This is a genomic window from Nonomuraea sp. NPDC001831 (assembly GCF_042892035.1).
Lineage (GTDB): Bacteria > Actinomycetota > Actinomycetes > Streptosporangiales > Streptosporangiaceae > Nonomuraea.
The window spans coordinates 992,174-1,008,464 of the sequence record NZ_JBIATU010000002.1 but is presented as its reverse complement, the minus strand read 5'-3'; the positions used below and the strand labels follow the sequence as shown (position 1 = coordinate 1,008,464).

Genomic DNA, 16,291 nt, shown 5'->3' with positions numbered 1-16,291 from the left:
GTCACCGCACGGGACGGACGCCGACGCCGTCGAGGTAGGTCTCGATCGTGCCGAGTTCGGCGGTGCCGGCCACGGCCGCGACGTATCCGTCCGGCCGGATGAGCGCCCACTGCCCGGGCGCCAGCCCGTACGCGCTCCGGACGTGGCCCCCGGTGTCGAGGATGTCGTCGCCGACGACGTGGACGCGCAGGCCCCTGCGCGGATCCGGGACCGCGGCGGCGCCGGGCTCGTAGCCGAGCAGGGTCCAGTGCGGTCCCTGGAACAGGCTGAACAGCCGCGTGGGCAGCCCGCCCGCGCCGGTGACGGGAGCGTCGGGCGCGCGGTCGCCGGACGCCACGCCCTCGCCGGGCTCCAGGCCGGCCGGCGACAGGGACGAGTCCGGGTAGCCGACGTCGAGCTGGGTCACCTCGCGGCCCCGGCGCATCTCGCGGTTCCTGGCCGCTTCGAGCAGCTTCTCGGACAGGCCGAGGACCGCCTCGGCGACCGGCCGGCGCTCCTCCTCGTAGGTCGCCAGCAGTGACTCCGGCGCGCCGTCGAGCACGGCGGCGAGCTTCCAGCCGAGGTTGTAGGCGTCCTGGATGCTCGTGTTCAGGCCCTGACCGCCGGTCGGCGGATGGCAGTGCGCGGCGTCCCCGGCCAGGAGCACGCGGCCACGCCGGTAGGCGTCGGCCAGCCGGGCCTGCATCGTGAACACCGACGCCCAGGACACCTCGCGGATCACGACGTCCTGGCCGCCGCGCTCGTGGAGCAGGGCGGTGAGCCCTTCGGCCGAGAGGTCGACGTCCATGTCGAGGGGGACCGGGGCCATGTACTGGAACAGGTCGGTGCCGTGCAGCGGGCACAGCGAGACGCTGCGCTCGGGCTGCTCGTCGCCCCAGCGGTGCCACACGCGCGAGGAGGCGCCGTCGGCCCGCACGTCGGCCACGAGCGCCCGCACGCCGAGGGACTTCCCGCGGAACTCGATGCCGAGGGCCTTGCGGACGAAGCTCGATCCGCCGTCGGCGCCGACCAGGTAGGCGGCTCGCACGCTCCGCTCGCCGCCCGGGGTGGCGATCCGCGCGGTCACGCCGTCGGGGTCCTGCTCGAAGCCGACGAGTTCGCAGCCGTACTCCGGGGCGTGGCCGAGTTCGGCCAGCCGCTCCCGCAGCCTGCGCTCGGTGAGGAACTGCGGAACGAGCAGCGGGATCTGGTACGGCTCGGCGGGCGTCGGCTCCGGCGGGATCCCGGCGTGCCTGTCGACCGGTCCGTCGGGGGTGTAGGTGCGCAGGGGAGGATACTCGCCCCCCGAGGCGACGATCCGGTCGATCACGCCGAGGTCCTCGAACACCTCCTCGGTGCGCGGCTGGATGCCCTTGCCGCGCGAGCCGGCGAACGGGTGCGGGGCCTTGTCGATCAACCGGAACGCGATGTTCCTTCGGGCGAGATCGATGGCGAGGGTCAATCCCGCCGCGCCGGAACCACAGACGAGCACATCAAGGTCTTCGTTGCGTGCCACGGTTCACTCTCCGTCGGTGACGGTCGGCCGGGCAGGGGGTCCCGCCCGATCCGAAATTATGTGTATTTAGCACGGAGTATGTGCCGTGGATGGAGTGGCCGTCAAGCCGCCCCTGGTGCCTTGGAGCCTTCGCGATCACCGTTATGGGCGAGCTGAGCTGGGCTTGCATGGCGCAGTCGCATGGTCCAGGTGTCGCTGTTCCGGTGCCAGAAATTATGTGTATTCTGAGCACGTCTTCGTATCTTCGCCGTGCGAAGAGGCGTCTTCGCGGGCGTGCCGAAGGGGGCCGGTATCCTTGGCACCTCCCCGTCCGTCCGCAAGGGCAGGTAAGGCATCGGTGGCGAGCATGGCTTCCCAACACCGCCGGCACATCACGTTCCGGCGCCTGCACGAATCGCTCGTCGACCTGATCGCGCTCATGAACCTGCCGCAACGCGACGAGGTCCTCATGGCCGAAGCGGGCATCGATCTCGACCGCGCGTTGTTCAAGCTGATCGTCGGAATCCGGCGGTTCGGGCCGATCGGCGTGGTCGAACTCGCCGAACGGGCGGGACGCGACCACACCACCGTCAGCCGGCAGGTGGCCAAACTCGCCGAGCTCGGCCTGATCGAGCGGCGTGCGAACCCGGCGGACCGGCGGGTCAAGGAAGCCGTGATCACCAGCGCGGGCCGTCGCGTCACGGACGCGCTCGACGAGGCCCGGCAGCGGCTCGTGGACTCCGCGTTCGCCGAATGGAGCGACCGGGACCTCGTTCAGTTCGAGCAACTGATGCGCAGGTGCGTGGACGACATGCTCGCCATGTCCGCGGCCGAGAAGGAAGAGAGCGGCTAGGGCGTCGAAGCCCGGAGGCCGTCCGGGAGGCCGCCGCCCAGGCCGCCCGGCCCGCTAGCCGGACAGGCGCCAGGCCAGCCGGGCGGCCCCCGCCAGGCCCGCGCGCACGCCCAGCGTGGTCGGCCGCACCCGGACCGCCCGGACGAACGCCAGCCCCGCCACGTCGTCGAGCGCCCGCTCCAGCGGGCCGAACAGCACCGCGCCGGCCGCCGACACGCCGCCGCCGATGACCACGGTGTCGAGCTCGACCGCGGCCGCCGTGGAGGCGATCAGGCCGGCCAGCGCACGGGCGCCGCGCTCGAAGGCCGCCAGCGCCACCGGATGCCCGGCGGACGCGTCGGCGGCCAGCGCCCTGGCGTCGCGGTCGCCTGCGGGCGCCCAGCCGTGCTCCAGGGCCCAGCGGGCCAGGTTGGGGCCGCTGGAGTAGCGCTCGACGCAGCCGCGGCCGCCGCACTCGCAGCGCTCGCCGCCGGGATCGACGCTCATGTGGCCGACGTGCCCCGCGTTGCCCGCAGGGCCGAGCAGCGGCGCGCCGCCGATCACCAGGCCGCCGCCGATGCCGGTGGACACGACGACGCCGAGCAGCGACGTGCTGCCCTGCCCGGCGCCCAGCCAGTGTTCGCCGAGCGCCATGCACTGGGCGTCGCCGGCCAGCACCACGGGCAGGCCGGTCAGCCGTCGCAGCTCGTCGCGCAGCGGGAAGCCGCGCCAGCTCGGCATGTTCACCGGGCTCACCGTGCCCGTGGTGAGGTCGAGCGGGCCGGCGCAGCCGACGCCGACGGCGTGCGGCGGCGGGCCTCCGCCGGTCACCTCCGCGACCAGGGCCGCCAGCGCGGACATGACGTCGGCGGGCGGCGTGGGCCGCGTGGCCGAGCGCAGCAGGGAGCCGGCCTCGTCGACCAGCGCGGCGGCGAGCTTGGTGCCGCCGATGTCGACGGCGAGTACGCAGGTCATCCGGGTACGCGGCGGCCGGGCCGGCGGAGGCCGCCGAGGCGTGGCAGGGGGGAGCGGGCGCGCAAGGGGAACCTCCGGAGAGCATGGTGTCGGCGCCCGACACGGGCATGGTGTCGGCGCCCGACACGATATGCCCTTCCTTGATCGATGACAACGATGTCATCGTTCGCCTGTGGACAACGGACGCCGCCTGCCTCCCATCTGTGGAAAAACTGTGGACGGGCGCGCGGCCGGTGACGGGAAGCCGACCAGTCATGGAAGGATTGACGGCATGAGCGCAGTGAAACTCGACGGCAAGGCGACAGCCGCCAGGATCAAGGCAGACCTCGCGACCCGGGTGGCCGCGCTCAAGGACCGCGGCATCACGCCCGGCCTGGGCACCGTCCTGGTGGGCGACGACCCGGGCAGCCAGATCTACGTCGCGGGCAAGCACCGCGACTGCGCCGAGGTCGGCATCGCCTCCATCCGCGTCGACCTCCCGGCCACCGCCACCCAGAAGGACGTCGAGGCGGCCGTCGACGAGCTCAACGCCTCCCCGGCCTGCACCGGCTACATCGTCCAGCTCCCGCTGCCGAAGCAGATCGACACGATGGCGCTGCTGGAGCGCATGGACCCGGCCAAGGACGCCGACGGCCTCCACCCGGTCAACCTCGGCCGCCTCGTCCACATGGTCGACGCGCCCCTGCCCTGCACGCCCCACGGCATCGTGCTGCTGCTCCAGGAGTACGACGTGCCGATCAAGGGCGCCGACGTCGTCGTGGTGGGCCGGGGCATCACCGTCGGCCGCTCGCTCGGCCTGCTGCTGACCCGCCGCAGCGAGAACGCCACGGTGACCCTCTGCCACACCGGCACCCAGGATCTGGCCGCCCACGTGCGCCGGGCCGACATCGTCGTGGCCGCGGCCGGCGTGCCCGAGCTCATCACGCGTGACATGGTCAAGCCCGGCGCGGCGGTCCTCGACGTGGGCGTCTCACGGGTCCACGGCAAGATCGCCGGTGACGTGGCGCCCGACGTCGAGGAGGTCGCCGGTTTCCTCACCCCCAACCCGGGCGGGGTCGGGCCGATGACCCGCGCGCTGCTGCTGTCCAACGTCGTGGAGGCGGCCGAGCGTTCCTGAGTGATCGGGGGATACAGCCCTGATGGGGGGAATGGGAAGAAGAGCCAGCCCTACCCCCATCACGGAAGGCCGATTCATGGACACCCCGCTCATCGCTGTCGAGGGCACCTACGAGGAGATGGGGGCCGAGGTCGGCCACCGCACCGCCGACCTGGTCGCGCGGAGCGTCGAGACCTACCTGCGGCGTTTCCGCGACAAGTCCGGCCTCTCCTCGGCCGACGTGCTGCGCTGGGGCCAGACCTTCCTCGACGTGGCCAGGGCGTACGACCCGAGCATCGCCGCCATGCTGGAGGGGCTGGCGGCGGGCGCGGGGCAGCCGGTCGAGCACATCGCGGCGCTCAACGCCCGTACCGAGCTGCTCGACGGCACCGGCTACCACGACGACGGCTGCACCGCGCTGGCCGTCCTGCCCAAGTACACCCGCGACGGCCACACCCTGCTCGCCCAGAACTGGGACTGGCATCCCGAGCAGGGCGCGGTCACCTTCCTGCTGGCCACCCGCGACACCGAGGGGTTCGCGGTGCTCACGCTGGCCGAGGCGGGCATGCTCGCCAAGTCGGGGCTCAACTCGGCGGGGCTCGGGGTGTGCGCCAACCGCCTGCAGTCCGACCGTGACCAGGCGGGGGCGGGGGTCCCGTACCACTTCCTGCTGCGCGGGGTGCTGCAGTCCGACCGCATGAGCCGGGCCCACCGCAAGGTGCTCGACGTGCCGCGCGTCTCCTCGGGCAACCTGCTCATCGCCGACGCCGGAGGCGAGGCCATCGACCTGGAGGTGGCTCCGGGCGCGTTCGGCGCGCTGCTGCCGCGTGACGGCCTGCTCACCCACGCCAACCACTTCGAGGCCGAGCTGCCGGTGGAGGACATGAAGGCGGCCAGGTCCGGCCTGACCCTGCTGCGCCCAGAACGCGTGCGCCACCTGCTGGAGGACACCGCCGCCGAGCGCGCGGTCGGCCTCGAACACGTCGTCGCCGCCCTACGCGACCACTACTCCTTCCCCGACGGCGTCTGCCGCCACCTCGACCCCGACTCCGGCCCGGCCGAGGAGTGCCACACGGTCTACTCCGTCGTCATGGACCTCGACGCCCGCGAGCTGGCCATCGCCGGCGCGCCGCCGTGCGCCCGCCCGTACGAGCGGTGGGCCCTGGACGAGGTCTTCAAGCCGGACGCCACCCCCGAGCTCTGCTTCGACCCGGCAGCCGACGACGGTCGCCGCCCTCCGGCCTGGTGACCCGGCTCACGGCCGGAAGTCCTGGTCCACGGCCACGGTGACGTCGAGCAGCAGGGGCTCCTCGCGGGCGGCCAGCGACGGGATCACCTCGTCGAGCACGGCCCCCAGCTCGGCGGGGCCGTCCACCCGCCGGGCGGGGCAGCCGAGCGACCTGGCCAGCGCCGCCAGGTCCACCTCCGGGAACGGCGGCCAGGGGGCCTTGCCGCCGTGCTGGTCGGCCAGCCGGTCCATGACGGCGTAGCGGCCGTTGGCGAGCACGACGAACAGGGCGCCCACCCGGTAGTGGGCGGCGCTCCACAGGGCCTGCACGCCGTACAGCGCCGAGCCGTCGCCCACGACCGTGACCACCGGGCGTCCGGGCAGCGCCATGCGCAGGCCGACCGCGGCCGGCACGGCGAACCCGAGCCCGCCCATGGCCGCCGAGACGAAGCCCAGCGGGTTCCGTGCCGGGACCAGCCGGTGCAGGTCAGGACGGGACGACGGGGTCTCCTCCAGCAGCACGACGTCGCGCGGCAGCCGCCGGGCCAGCTCGCGCAGCACGTACGCGGGCCGCAACGGCTCCCCGCCGGGCACCTCGGGAGCGGGAGCCGGCGGAACGGCCGCCGGAGCGGCGGGACGGGCCGGCAGCAGCGCCGCCAGCCGCTCGCAGACGACCCCGGGCGGGGCCAGGACGGCCAGGGCGGCCGGGCTCCGGTGCGCCTCGGCCGGGTCGTCGGTGACCACGGCGACCGCCGTCCCCGGCTCGACCAGCGGCCCCGGCGCGTACGGGTACTGCCGGAACACCGGCGCGCCCACGGCCAGCACGACGTCGTGCGGCGCGAGCACGGCCCGCAGCCGCCCCCGGTCGGCCGGCAGCACCCCCGCGTACTGCGGATGGTCCTGCGGGAACCCCGCCAGCGCCCCGAACGACTCCTGGAACACCGGGCACGCCAGCCGCTCGGCCAGCTCCACCAGCGGTCCCCAGGACGCCCCCGCCCCCGCCACGATCACCGGGGACCGCGCCCCGGCCAGCAGCTCGACCAGCGGCGCCAGGCCGGCGTCGGGCACGGCGGCGGGCCGCAGCACCCGGGCCGGGGCGGCGGGCGTCTCGCCGGCGAAGGGCGCGTCCCAGTCGTCCATCGGCACCACGACCAGCGCGGGGCCCCGGTGCGTGACCGCCTCGTGAAAGGCCCTGGCCAGCGCGCCCGGCACGTCCTGCGCCCGCACCGGCTGGTCGGTCCACACCGGGTAGTCGCCGGCCAGCCCGGCCAGCCGTCCGGCGAGGAACGGCTCCAGCGCCAGGTGCCGCCGGTCCTGCTGCCCGACCAGCACGACCAGGGGCGCCCGGTTCACCCGGGCCGTGGCGAGGGCGCCCACCGCGTTGCCCAGCCCGGCCGTGGTGTGCAGCACGGCCAGCGCGGGCTCGGCGTGCCCGATGGCCCAGCCGGTGGCCATGCCGACGACCGAGCCCTCGTGCAGCGCGAGCACGAAGCGGAGGTCGTCCGGCAGGCCGGTCAGCAGCGACACCTCGGTCGAGCCGGGGTTGCCGAAGATCGTCGTCAGGCCGTACCGCCGCAGCACCTCGAACGCCGCCGCCCGCACCGTGCTCATCGTGCCCCTCTCGCCTGCTGGATCCGCCGGTAGACCTGCCCGCGCAGCTCGCCGAAACGCGGCAGCGGCCGGGTGGTGAGCTGGTCCCGGTCGCGCGGCAGGTCGATGGGCAGGTCCTCCAGGTCGGCCTGGTCTGCGCGTCCACGGCGGCGAACGGCTCGTCCATGAGCAGGACGTGCGGCTCGTAGGCCACGGCCCGTGCGATCGCCACGCGCTGCTGCATGCGACGCACGGCTGCTCCTAGGTGTTCGCCATGCGCACAGGAATCCTCTGTCCGAACAGCTCCATATGGCGGAAACTACGCCCTTGTCGGCTTCTGTCAACGGATCACCATGGGCGATCATGTGCAGTCGCCGGCCAGAGGGCTGGCGGTGATCCGCGCGTCCTGGAGCTGGGGTACGCCTACCTGTCCGGCCTGTCGCTGCCCGAGGTCGCCGGCCCCCACCTGGAACGCCTGGCCGCCGAGGTGCACGAGTCGGCCTCGGTCGCGGTCCTCGACGGCGAGGACGGCGAGGACCTCGTGTACGTCGCCCGCGTCGCCACCGCCCGGATCATGAGCGTGTCGATCAGCATCGGCACCCGCTTCCCGGCCTGCTGCACGTCAATGGGCCGGGTGCATCGAGGCCGACCTGGCGAAGGTCTCGGTGACCCGCGCCTGACGCCGTCTCCGCCGTCACCGGTTGCGGTAACGGTCGGTCGCGTCGCGGGTGGCCCTGATCGCCGCCTCGGCCCGGTCGTAGGTGCGCTGCGCCAGGCCGACGAAGATGCAGTCGACGATCAGCAGCTGGCTGATCCGGCTGGCCAGCGCGCCGGGCCGGAAGGCGGTCTCCCGGCCGGCCGACACCAGCGTGTGGCTGGCCAGGTCGGCCAGCGACGAGCGCGGGTTGTTGGTGATGGCGACGATCAGCGCCCCCGCCTCGGCCGCCGTACGGGCCGGGACCAGCACGTCGGGCGTCTCGCCGCTGCAGCTGATGGCCACCGCGACGTCGCCGTCCCGCAGCAGCGCCGCGCTGGTCAGGGCCAGGTGGGCGTCGCTGAACGGATGGCTGGACAGGCCGATGCGCAGCAGCTTCTGCGACATGTCGGCGGCCACCAGCCCCGAGGCCGCCACGCCGTAGACGTCCACCCGCCGGGCCACCGCGATGGCCTGGACGACCTCGCCGAGCTGGTCGGGGTCGAGCTGCGCCGCCGTGTCCGCCAGGGCGTCGGACTCCGCCCGCGCCACCTTGGCGATCACGTCGGTCAGCGGGTCGTCGGGGGCCAGGTCGCCGGGCACCAGGCGTTCGGGCTGCTTGGCCACGGCGGCGGCCAGCGCGAAGCGCATCTGCGAGTAACCGGCGAAGCCAAGCGCCCGCGCGGTGCGCACGATCGTGGCCTCGCTGGTGCCCGACACCGCGCTGAACTCGGTGATCGTGCTCCGCACGACCAGCCCCGGGTCGTCCAGGATGATGCGCCCGATGGCCTGCGCCGCCGGGGTCAGCGACGGCAGCACCGCCCGCACGGTGGCGACCGGGTTCGCGGGCTCGGTGTTCAACGGGTCAGCCATTCGGCCGCGGCCTGCGCGGAGACGCGGGAGATGCCGTGCGTGGCGAGGTGGGCGGCGCCGACGGGCGCGTCGCTGATGCCGGTGTCCACCACGATCGCGTCGGGCCGGACGGCCAGCGCCCGCGCCAGCGCCTCGCGCACCCACGGGTGCCGGGCCGCGTCGTGCACCACGAGCACCACGGGACGGTCGTCGAAGGCGGGCAGCTCGCCGTCGCGGTCGAGGCGCACCCTGGCGGTGTTCGGCAGCCGGGCGGCCAGCGCCGCCGCGATGCCGGTCGGCGTGGCGGGATCGACCGCCTGGTTGAGCCGGGTGTTGACCTCCACGACCAGCGGCCCCCGGTCGAGCACGGCGGTGCCCGTGGTGGTCAGCGCGGCCCTGGCGGCCTCCAGTCCGACGCCCTCGTCGATGTCGGCGCGGGCCTTCTCGCGCAGCTCGGACCGCTCGGCGTACCAGGTGGACAGGGCGAGCACCCGGCCGGCCGCCTCGGCCAGCCGCTCCTCCGCCAGCCGGCCCGTGCGCACCGCCTCGACGACGGCGTCGCGCATCTCGTGCAGGCTGCGCTCGTCGGCCCGGCCGGCGCAGATGGTGTCGGCGCCGGCGGCCAGCGCGCGCACCGCGATCTCGCCGGGGCCGAACATGGCGGCCACGGCCTGCATCTCGATCGCGTCGGTGACCACCACGCCGTCGAAGCCGAGCTCGCCCCTGAGCAGGTCGGTCAGGGCGCTGTGGCTGAGCGTGGCCGGCATCGACGGGTCGAGCGCGGGCACGAGCAGGTGGCCGGACATGATCGAGCGCACCCCGTGCGCGATGGCGGCCCGGAACGGCGGCAGGTCGCGCTCGTCGAGCACCGCCCGCGAGGCGTGCACGGTGGGCAGCGCCAGGTGGGAGTCGGTGGTCGTGTCGCCGTGCCCCGGGAAGTGCTTGGCGCAGGCGGCCACGCCCGCGCCCTGCACCCCGGCCACGTACGCGACGGTGTGCCGGGCGACCAGCTCGGGGTCGGGCCCGAACGAGCGCACGCCGATGACCGGGTTCTCCGGGTTGGCGTTCACGTCGGCGGAGGGCGCGTAGTCGAGGGAGATGTCGAGTTCGGCGAGCATCCGGCCGATCTGCCGGCCGACCCGTTCGGTCAGCTCGACGTCGTCGGCCACGCCCAGCGCCCGGTTGCCGGGGAAGGAGCTGCCGGCGAGCACTTCGAGCCGGGTGACCGCGCCGCCCTCCTCGTCGATCGCGACGATCGCGCCGGGGTTCTCGGCGCGCACCGAACGGACGAGCTGCTCGCCGATGGAGTTGCGGGCGAACAGGATGACGCCGCCCAGGCCCTCGCCCAGCGCGCGGCGCAGCCAGTCGGGAGGCGACGTCCCTTCGAACCCCGGCTGGAGCACCGTCATCGCAAGTCGGACCAGCTCTGCGCTCATGCGGCATTTTCCTTCACGGTTGTTGATCTGAAGGTAATTTTCTGTCATCGTCGCCCTCGACACAACCATTGTCGAGAGGCCACCCCCCATGCCCAGCAGAAGGACTCTCCTGAAGGGTCTCGCTCTCGCCGCCGCCGCGTCCGCCGTGCCGCTGCCGGCCTTCGCCCAGGCAGACTACGTCCCCCCGCTGCGTCAGATGCGCGGCATGTGGATCGCTTCCGTCGTCAACATCAACTGGCCCTCGAAGCCGGGGCTGAGCGCCGACGAGCAGAAGGCCGAATACCTCGCCTGGCTCGACGTGGCCGTGCAGCGCAAGCTCAACTCCGTGTTCGTGCAGATCAGGCCGACCGCCGACGCGTTCTGGCCGTCGCCGTTCGAGCCCTGGTCGCAGTACCTGACCGGCACCCAGGGCCAGGACCCCGGCTACGACCCCCTCGGGTTCGCCGTGGAGGAGACCCACAAGCGCGGCCTGGCCTTCCACGCCTGGTTCAACCCCTACCGCGTGTCGATGCAGCCCGACCCGAGCAAGCTGCACCCCGATCACCCCGGCCGCAAGCACCCCGACTGGATCCTGCCGTTCGGCGGCAAGCTCTACTACAACCCGGGCATGCCCGAGGTCCGCAAGTTCTGCCAGGACGCGATGATGGACGCGATCACCCGCTACGACATCGACGGCCTGCACTTCGACGACTACTTCTACCCGACCAACACCACTGCCTTCGACGACAGCGCCGCGTTCGCCAAGTACGGCGCCGGCTTCCCCGACCTGGCCTCCTGGCGGCGCAACAACGTCGACCTCATGGTCAGCGAGATGCAGCAGCGCGTCCTGCAGGCCAAGCCGGAGATCGCCTGGGGCATCAGCCCGTCGGGCATCTGGCGCAACAAGGGCACCGACCCGCTCGGTTCCGAGACCAACGGCGGCCAGTCCTACGACAACCTGCACGCCGACACCCGCGGCTGGGTCAAGAAGGGCTGGCTGGACTACATCGCGCCGCAGCTCTACTGGTACATCGGGCAGCCGCCGGCCGACTACTCCAAGCTCGTCCCGTGGTGGTCGGACGTGGCCGCGGGCACGAACACGCTGCTGTGGATCGGGCAGGCGGCCTACAAGGCGGGCGACCCGGCCCAGGCCGCCGAGTGGCAGAAGCCGGACGAGCTGTCCAGGCACCTGACGCTCAACCGCGCCCACCCCGAGATCAGCGGCGACATCTGGTACAACGCCAACGACGTCAAGGTGGACCGGCTGGCCTCCATCACGACCGCCGTCAACGACCACTACCAGCGGCCCGCGCTCGCGCCCGTGCTGCCCCGCCTGGCGAACGGCGAGCCGCCGCGCCGCCCGGTGGTGGCGTACGCGCTGCGCCGCACCGGCGGCGTCGAGGTGCGCGTGGTCGCCACCGGCCGGGACGAGCCGTTCCAGTTCGCCATCTTCCGCTTCCCGGACGAGGCCGGCCAGAACGCCTTCGCCGACGCGCGCAACCTGGTCGCCGTCGTGCCCGCCGACCGCCAGATCCGCTGGACGGACCCCGACGGCAAGCGCGGCGACCACTACTACGCGGTCGCCGTCGACCGGGCCAACAGGACCAGCAAGCCCAGCCACGGTTTCCGGGTGATCTGAACGACACCGGTGAAGGAACGCTGACCTCCGGCGACGAGCGCATGGCTCACCAGCGCGCGTCGCCGGCACGTTCCCTGACCGGCGTCGAGCACGGCGCGCGCCACCGGCCTGTCGGCCCGCGGTCGCCCGCCGTCGCCCGTTCCGCGCCCAGCAGGGATGAACGCGGTGATCTCTCGATGGGTCCGACGCTGCCGGAACCCCTCGCCGAAGCCCCGGTCGCGATCTGGCTCCCTCTAGGAAGCCCTCCTACCGGCCGCCGACGGCTGCTGCTCAGCCGTGGCGCCCGCCGACCGCTGTGGTGGCACCACAGGGGTCGGGCGCACCAGCCCGAGCGCGACGACCTCGTTGGCGAGGCGCGTGCGGCGGTTGGTGCCCTCAGGAATCCTGAACTTCTGGTACAGCCGCAGCAGGTGCTGCTTGACCGCGGCTTCGGTCACGACCAGGTCGTCGGCGATCTCGCGCGCCGTCGCCGGAGCGACGAACGCCTCGTCGGACAGCGCCGGCCTGCAGAGCGAGGTCAGCACATCGACCTCGCGCCTGGTCAGCTCGGGCGCCGCCGCCCTGCGCAGCTCGACCTCGGGGGTGAAGTCCTCACGGGGGACTCCACCGATGCGACCCCGCGCCGCGCCGAACGAGACGACGTCTCCGTCGTCAAGGACCCTCCGGGCGATCGGCCTGCCGTTCACCCGTGTGCCGTTGCGGGACAGGCCCAGGTCAACGACGTACAGGTAGGGTCCTCGTCTGACGAACTCGGCATGGAGTCGAGACACACTGGGGTCGGTGAGCCGGATGTCCACACCCCGGCCTCTCCCGACCGTCGTGATCTCGGGGCGCAACGGGACCACGTCGCCGGTGTCCTCGATGCGTATGAACGGCCCCTCCACGGCAGTTCCTCCCCAGGTAGCCCGCCGTAACTATTACTACAGCTCCGGCTTACCCAACCGAGGGGATGCGGAATCTCCTTTGCCGAAAGGAGAATCCCCTGTGAAATTGGTCTGGACCTCTGCGAACGGTTTTACCTGCTCACGGGTAGACTTCGGAGGAAGATAAGCGGAGGAAACACTCATGGCGGACAAGCCCACGAAAGGCCTGGCCGATGTCGTCGCCGCGTCCACAGCGCTGAGCGACATCGACGGCAAGGCCGGTCGCCTCTTCTACCGTGGATACGACATCCACGACCTGGCCGGCCGAGCGACGTTCGAGGAGACCGCGTACCTGCTGCAGCACGGCAGGCTGCCCGACCGGGCCCAGCTGGAGGCGTACGGCGCCGACCTGGCCCAGGGCAGGGAGCTGGGCGCGCTGGTCGCCGCCAACGTGGCGGAGATCGCCGAGAAGCAGAAACCCATGGAGGCGCTCCGCTCCCTCGTCTCACTGTCCGGCGCCGACGACCCCGACAAGGACTCCACCGCCCCCGACGCGAACCTGCGCAAGGCGGCCCGCCTGACCGCGCAGCAGCCCGTGCTGGTCGCCCGCTACCACGCCGCGCGCACCGGCGGCGCGGTCCCCGAGGCCGACCCCGAGCTCAGCATCGCCGGCAACTTCCTGCTCCAGGTCACCGGCCGCGCCCCCGAGCGGCGTGCGGTCGAGATCTTCGATGAGTGCCTGGTGCTGCACGCCGACCACACGATGAACGCCTCGACGTTCGCCGCCCGCGTCTGCGCCGCGACCCTGTCGGACATGCACTCGGCCATCGTCGCGGCCATCGGCACGCTCAAGGGCCCGCTGCACGGCGGCGCGAACGAGCAGGTCATGAAGACCCTGGAGTCGATCCCGCCGGGCGGGGTGGCCCAGGCCGTGCGCGACAAGCTCGCCGCGGGCGAGAAGATCATGGGCTTCGGCCACCGCGTCTACAAGACCGAGGACCCGCGCGCGACGCACCTGCGCCGCATGTCCGCCGAGCTGGCCGAGGCCGCCGGCGACGACACCTACTACCGGATGTCGAAGGAGATGGAGGAGGTCGTCTTCGAGACGAAGGGCCTCTATCCGAACGTCGATTTCTACGCGGCGTCGGTCTACCACTACCTTGGCATTCCGACGGACCTGTTCACCCCCGTCTTCTCGATCAGCCGCATGTCCGGCTGGACCGCGCACGTGATCGAGCAGCATGCCGACAACAGGCTGATCCGGCCCGACAGTGAATACATTGGCGAGCGCGATCAGAAGTGGAAGCCAATAGAAGAGCGTTGAGCCGAGAGAACGAACGTGAACGCTGGGGACCGTTCCCGCTGATCGTGGCGGGAGCGGTCGCCGCCGTGCTCGTGATCCTGTTGGTGGACCCGCGCTGGGGCGGGTTCGCGCTGGGCGGCGTGCTGATGGTCGCCGCCGCGCTCCGGTTCGCCGGATTCGACGGGCAACTGGCCGTCCGCGACAAGAAGACGGACGTCATCACGCTGATCGCGTTCGGCTTCCTCATGGCCCTGACCTCGCTCGCGCTGTACAACAACGCGTTCAAGGCCTGGCTCCTGTCCCTTTTGGCCGGTTGACGGGACGGTCCGATAGCCTCAACGCATCCATTCATTGAAGGGGAACCATTCGCATGCCCAAGATCAAGGTGGAGGGTCCGGTCGTCGAGCTCGACGGCGACGAGATGACCCGGATCATCTGGCAGTTCATCAAGGACCAGCTGATCCTTCCCTACCTCGACGTCGACCTGAAGTACTACGACCTGGGGATCGAGTACCGGGACTCGACGGACGACCAGGTCACCATCGACGCCGCCAACGCCATCAAGAAGTACGGCGTCGGTGTGAAGTGCGCCACGATCACCCCCGACGAGGCGCGGGTCGAGGAGTTCGGGCTCAAGAAGATGTGGAAGTCCCCGAACGGGACCATCCGCAACATCCTCGGCGGCGTGATCTTCCGTGAGCCGATCATCATGTCGAACGTGCCGCGGCTCGTGCCCGGCTGGACCAAGCCGATCGTCGTCGGCCGTCACGCCTTCGGCGACCAGTACCGCGCCACCGACCTGGTCATCCCCGGCGAGGGCACCCTGACCCTCACGTACACGCCGAAGGACGGCTCCGAGCCCATCGAGCTCGACGTGTACGACTTCCCGGGCGGCGGCGTCGCCATGGCGATGTACAACCTCGACGAGTCGATCCGCGACTTCGCCCGCGCCTCCATGCGCTACGGCCTGGCCCGCAACTACCCGGTCTACCTGTCGACGAAGAACACCATCCTCAAGGCGTACGACGGCCGCTTCAAGGACATCTTCGCCGAGGTCTTCGAGACCGAGTTCAAGGCCGACTTCGAGAAGGCCGGGCTCACCTACGAGCACCGCCTCATCGACGACATGGTCGCTGCGGCGCTCAAGTGGGAGGGCGGCTACGTCTGGGCCGCCAAGAACTACGACGGCGACGTGCAGTCCGACACCGTCGCGCAGGGCTTCGGCTCGCTCGGCCTGATGACCTCCGTCCTCATGACCCCCGACGGCCGGACCGTCGAGGCCGAGGCCGCCCACGGCACCGTGACCCGCCACTACCGCGAGCACCAGAAGGGCAACCCCACCTCCACGAACCCGATCGCCTCGATCTTCGCGTGGACGCGTGGCCTGGCCCACCGCGGCAAGCTGGACAACACCCCCGCCGTGACGGAGTTCGCCGACAAGCTGGAGCAGGTCTGCATCGAGACCGTCGAGGGCGGTCAGATGACCAAGGACCTCGCCCTGCTGGTCGGCGGCGACGCCAAGTGGCTCACCACCCAGGACTTCCTGGCCGCCCTGGACGAGAACCTCAAGAAGAAGATGTCTGCTTGAGCAAAAGCGGCCTCTACCTGCGGCTTCGTCGTACGGTAGGGGCCGTTTCGCATGCCCGGGGCCGTCCGCGGGCCGTCTCGGCCGGGGCGCCGCGACCCTGCTCACCCGTTCGCCCGCCGGCTCACCTGCTCGTCTGCTCACTCACCCGCTCACCCGTTCGCCCCGCGCCAGTCGCTCGCGGTGAGGCGGTACAGGACGTGGCGGCGCAGCCGGTGGCCGGGCGGGAGGACGGGATGGTCGAAATCCCCCGCGGGGTCATGGATCATCCCGAGGCGGCGCATGACGGCGCTGGAGCGGGTGTTGACCGTGGCCGTGAAGGAGACCACCTCCGCCAGGCCGAGCCGGTCGAAGGCGAAGCCGAGCGCCGCGGTGGCCGCCTCGCTCGCGTAGCCGTGCCCCCACGACCTGCGGTTGAGCCGCCAGGCGATCTCCGTCGCCGGCATGAAGGGGGCCTCGAACGACGGCTGGTGCAGGCCGGTGAAGCCGATGAACTCGCCGGTGTCCAGCCGCTCCAGCGCCCAGCGTCCCCAGCCCTGCCGGGCGATCAGCTCGTCGCTGGTGTCGGCGAGCGCGTCGCTCTGCTCGCGGCTGAGCGTGGCGGGGAAGTGTTCCATGACCTCGGGATCGGCGTTGAGCTCCGCGAAGGGTTCGCGGTCGGAGGGGCGCCAGGGCCGCAGCAGGAGGCGCTCGGTACGCAGCTCGACCGGCGGCAGGTGCGTGGAGTCGATCACCGGGAACATCT

14 protein-coding genes and 2 pseudogenes are annotated in these 16,291 nt (G+C 72.1%); 8 read left to right on the top strand and 8 right to left on the bottom strand.

Going from position 1 to position 16,291, the window contains the following annotated elements:
* Position 1: 1 nt before the first annotated feature.
* Complete coding sequence (locus ACFYYW_RS10205; RefSeq protein WP_387647078.1) at positions 2-1,495, bottom strand: FAD-dependent oxidoreductase; 1,494 nt, start codon at positions 1,493-1,495, stop codon at positions 2-4.
* Between the two features lie 346 nt (positions 1,496-1,841).
* Here ACFYYW_RS10205 and ACFYYW_RS10200 point away from each other — a divergent pair, with 346 nt between their 5' ends.
* Positions 1,842-2,327 carry a MarR family winged helix-turn-helix transcriptional regulator gene (locus ACFYYW_RS10200; protein WP_387647075.1) on the top strand — a complete coding sequence of 162 codons (486 nt, stop codon included), beginning with the start codon at positions 1,842-1,844 and terminating at the stop codon, positions 2,325-2,327.
* Between the two features lie 54 nt (positions 2,328-2,381).
* On the opposite strand, the gene ACFYYW_RS10195 is transcribed toward ACFYYW_RS10200, so the two are convergent.
* The gene (locus tag ACFYYW_RS10195; protein ID WP_387647072.1) at positions 2,382-3,281 is read right to left on the bottom strand and encodes an ROK family protein; all 900 of its coding nucleotides are present in this window, start codon (positions 3,279-3,281) and stop codon (positions 2,382-2,384) included.
* A gap of 271 nt (positions 3,282-3,552) precedes the next feature.
* On the opposite strand from ACFYYW_RS10195, the gene ACFYYW_RS10190 reads away from it, so the two are divergent.
* Entirely contained in the window at positions 3,553-4,398 is an 846-nt protein-coding gene (locus ACFYYW_RS10190) for a bifunctional methylenetetrahydrofolate dehydrogenase/methenyltetrahydrofolate cyclohydrolase (protein WP_352329176.1), read from the top strand.
* Positions 4,399-4,474: 76 nt separating this feature from the next.
* Positions 4,475-5,626: a C45 family autoproteolytic acyltransferase/hydolase gene (locus ACFYYW_RS10185; RefSeq protein ID WP_387647070.1), complete on the top strand. Its 1,152-nt coding sequence runs from the start codon at positions 4,475-4,477 to the stop codon at positions 5,624-5,626.
* A gap of 6 nt (positions 5,627-5,632) precedes the next feature.
* Here the strand turns inward: ACFYYW_RS10185 and ACFYYW_RS10180 are convergent, their stop codons facing one another.
* Both ACFYYW_RS10180 and ACFYYW_RS10175 read right to left on the bottom strand, forming a co-directional pair.
* The gene (locus tag ACFYYW_RS10180; RefSeq protein ID WP_387647067.1) at positions 5,633-7,216 is read right to left on the bottom strand and encodes a thiamine pyrophosphate-dependent enzyme; all 1,584 of its coding nucleotides are present in this window, start codon (positions 7,214-7,216) and stop codon (positions 5,633-5,635) included.
* Positions 7,217-7,224: 8 nt separating this feature from the next.
* A pseudogene (locus ACFYYW_RS10175) lies at positions 7,225-7,439 on the bottom strand (ABC transporter ATP-binding protein); the annotation flags it as partial.
* Positions 7,440-7,592: 153 nt separating this feature from the next.
* On the opposite strand from ACFYYW_RS10175, the pseudogene ACFYYW_RS10170 reads away from it, so the two are divergent.
* Positions 7,593-7,832 (top strand): annotated as a pseudogene (locus ACFYYW_RS10170) (IclR family transcriptional regulator); the annotation flags it as partial.
* Positions 7,833-7,889: 57 nt separating this feature from the next.
* Here ACFYYW_RS10170 and ACFYYW_RS10165 read toward each other — a convergent pair.
* Positions 7,890-8,762, bottom strand: coding sequence for a MurR/RpiR family transcriptional regulator (locus ACFYYW_RS10165; protein WP_352328557.1), 873 nt, complete (start codon positions 8,760-8,762; stop codon positions 7,890-7,892).
* Positions 8,747-10,177: a glycoside hydrolase family 3 protein gene (locus ACFYYW_RS10160; protein ID WP_364415145.1), complete on the bottom strand. Its 1,431-nt coding sequence runs from the start codon at positions 10,175-10,177 to the stop codon at positions 8,747-8,749. The genes ACFYYW_RS10165 and ACFYYW_RS10160 overlap by 16 nt, the downstream gene beginning before the upstream one ends.
* Positions 10,178-10,265: 88 nt before the next feature.
* On the opposite strand from ACFYYW_RS10160, the gene ACFYYW_RS10155 reads away from it, so the two are divergent.
* Positions 10,266-11,795: a glycoside hydrolase family 10 protein gene (locus tag ACFYYW_RS10155; RefSeq protein ID WP_387647064.1), complete on the top strand. Its 1,530-nt coding sequence runs from the start codon at positions 10,266-10,268 to the stop codon at positions 11,793-11,795.
* Between the two features lie 233 nt (positions 11,796-12,028).
* Here ACFYYW_RS10155 and ACFYYW_RS10150 read toward each other — a convergent pair whose 3' ends face one another.
* A complete protein-coding gene (locus ACFYYW_RS10150; RefSeq protein ID WP_352328563.1) occupies positions 12,029-12,679 on the bottom strand; it encodes an FHA domain-containing protein in 651 nt (216 codons plus the stop codon).
* A gap of 181 nt (positions 12,680-12,860) precedes the next feature.
* Between ACFYYW_RS10150 and ACFYYW_RS10145 the strand changes: the two genes are divergently transcribed.
* From ACFYYW_RS10145 to ACFYYW_RS10135, 3 genes are read left to right on the top strand one after another with little or no spacing between them, the layout of a single operon-like run.
* A complete protein-coding gene (locus ACFYYW_RS10145) occupies positions 12,861-13,982 on the top strand; it encodes a citrate/2-methylcitrate synthase (protein ID WP_358282320.1) in 1,122 nt (373 codons plus the stop codon).
* The gene (locus tag ACFYYW_RS10140; protein ID WP_352328566.1) at positions 13,979-14,278 is read left to right on the top strand and encodes a DUF3017 domain-containing protein; all 300 of its coding nucleotides are present in this window, start codon (positions 13,979-13,981) and stop codon (positions 14,276-14,278) included. The genes ACFYYW_RS10145 and ACFYYW_RS10140 overlap by 4 nt, the downstream gene beginning before the upstream one ends.
* 53 nt (positions 14,279-14,331) lie before the next feature.
* The gene (locus tag ACFYYW_RS10135; RefSeq protein ID WP_364389291.1) at positions 14,332-15,549 is read left to right on the top strand and encodes an NADP-dependent isocitrate dehydrogenase; all 1,218 of its coding nucleotides are present in this window, start codon (positions 14,332-14,334) and stop codon (positions 15,547-15,549) included.
* 149 nt (positions 15,550-15,698) lie between these two features.
* Here ACFYYW_RS10135 and ACFYYW_RS10130 read toward each other — a convergent pair whose 3' ends face one another.
* Positions 15,699-16,280: a GNAT family N-acetyltransferase gene (locus ACFYYW_RS10130; RefSeq protein WP_387647058.1), complete on the bottom strand. Its 582-nt coding sequence runs from the start codon at positions 16,278-16,280 to the stop codon at positions 15,699-15,701.
* Positions 16,281-16,291: the final 11 nt, after the last annotated feature.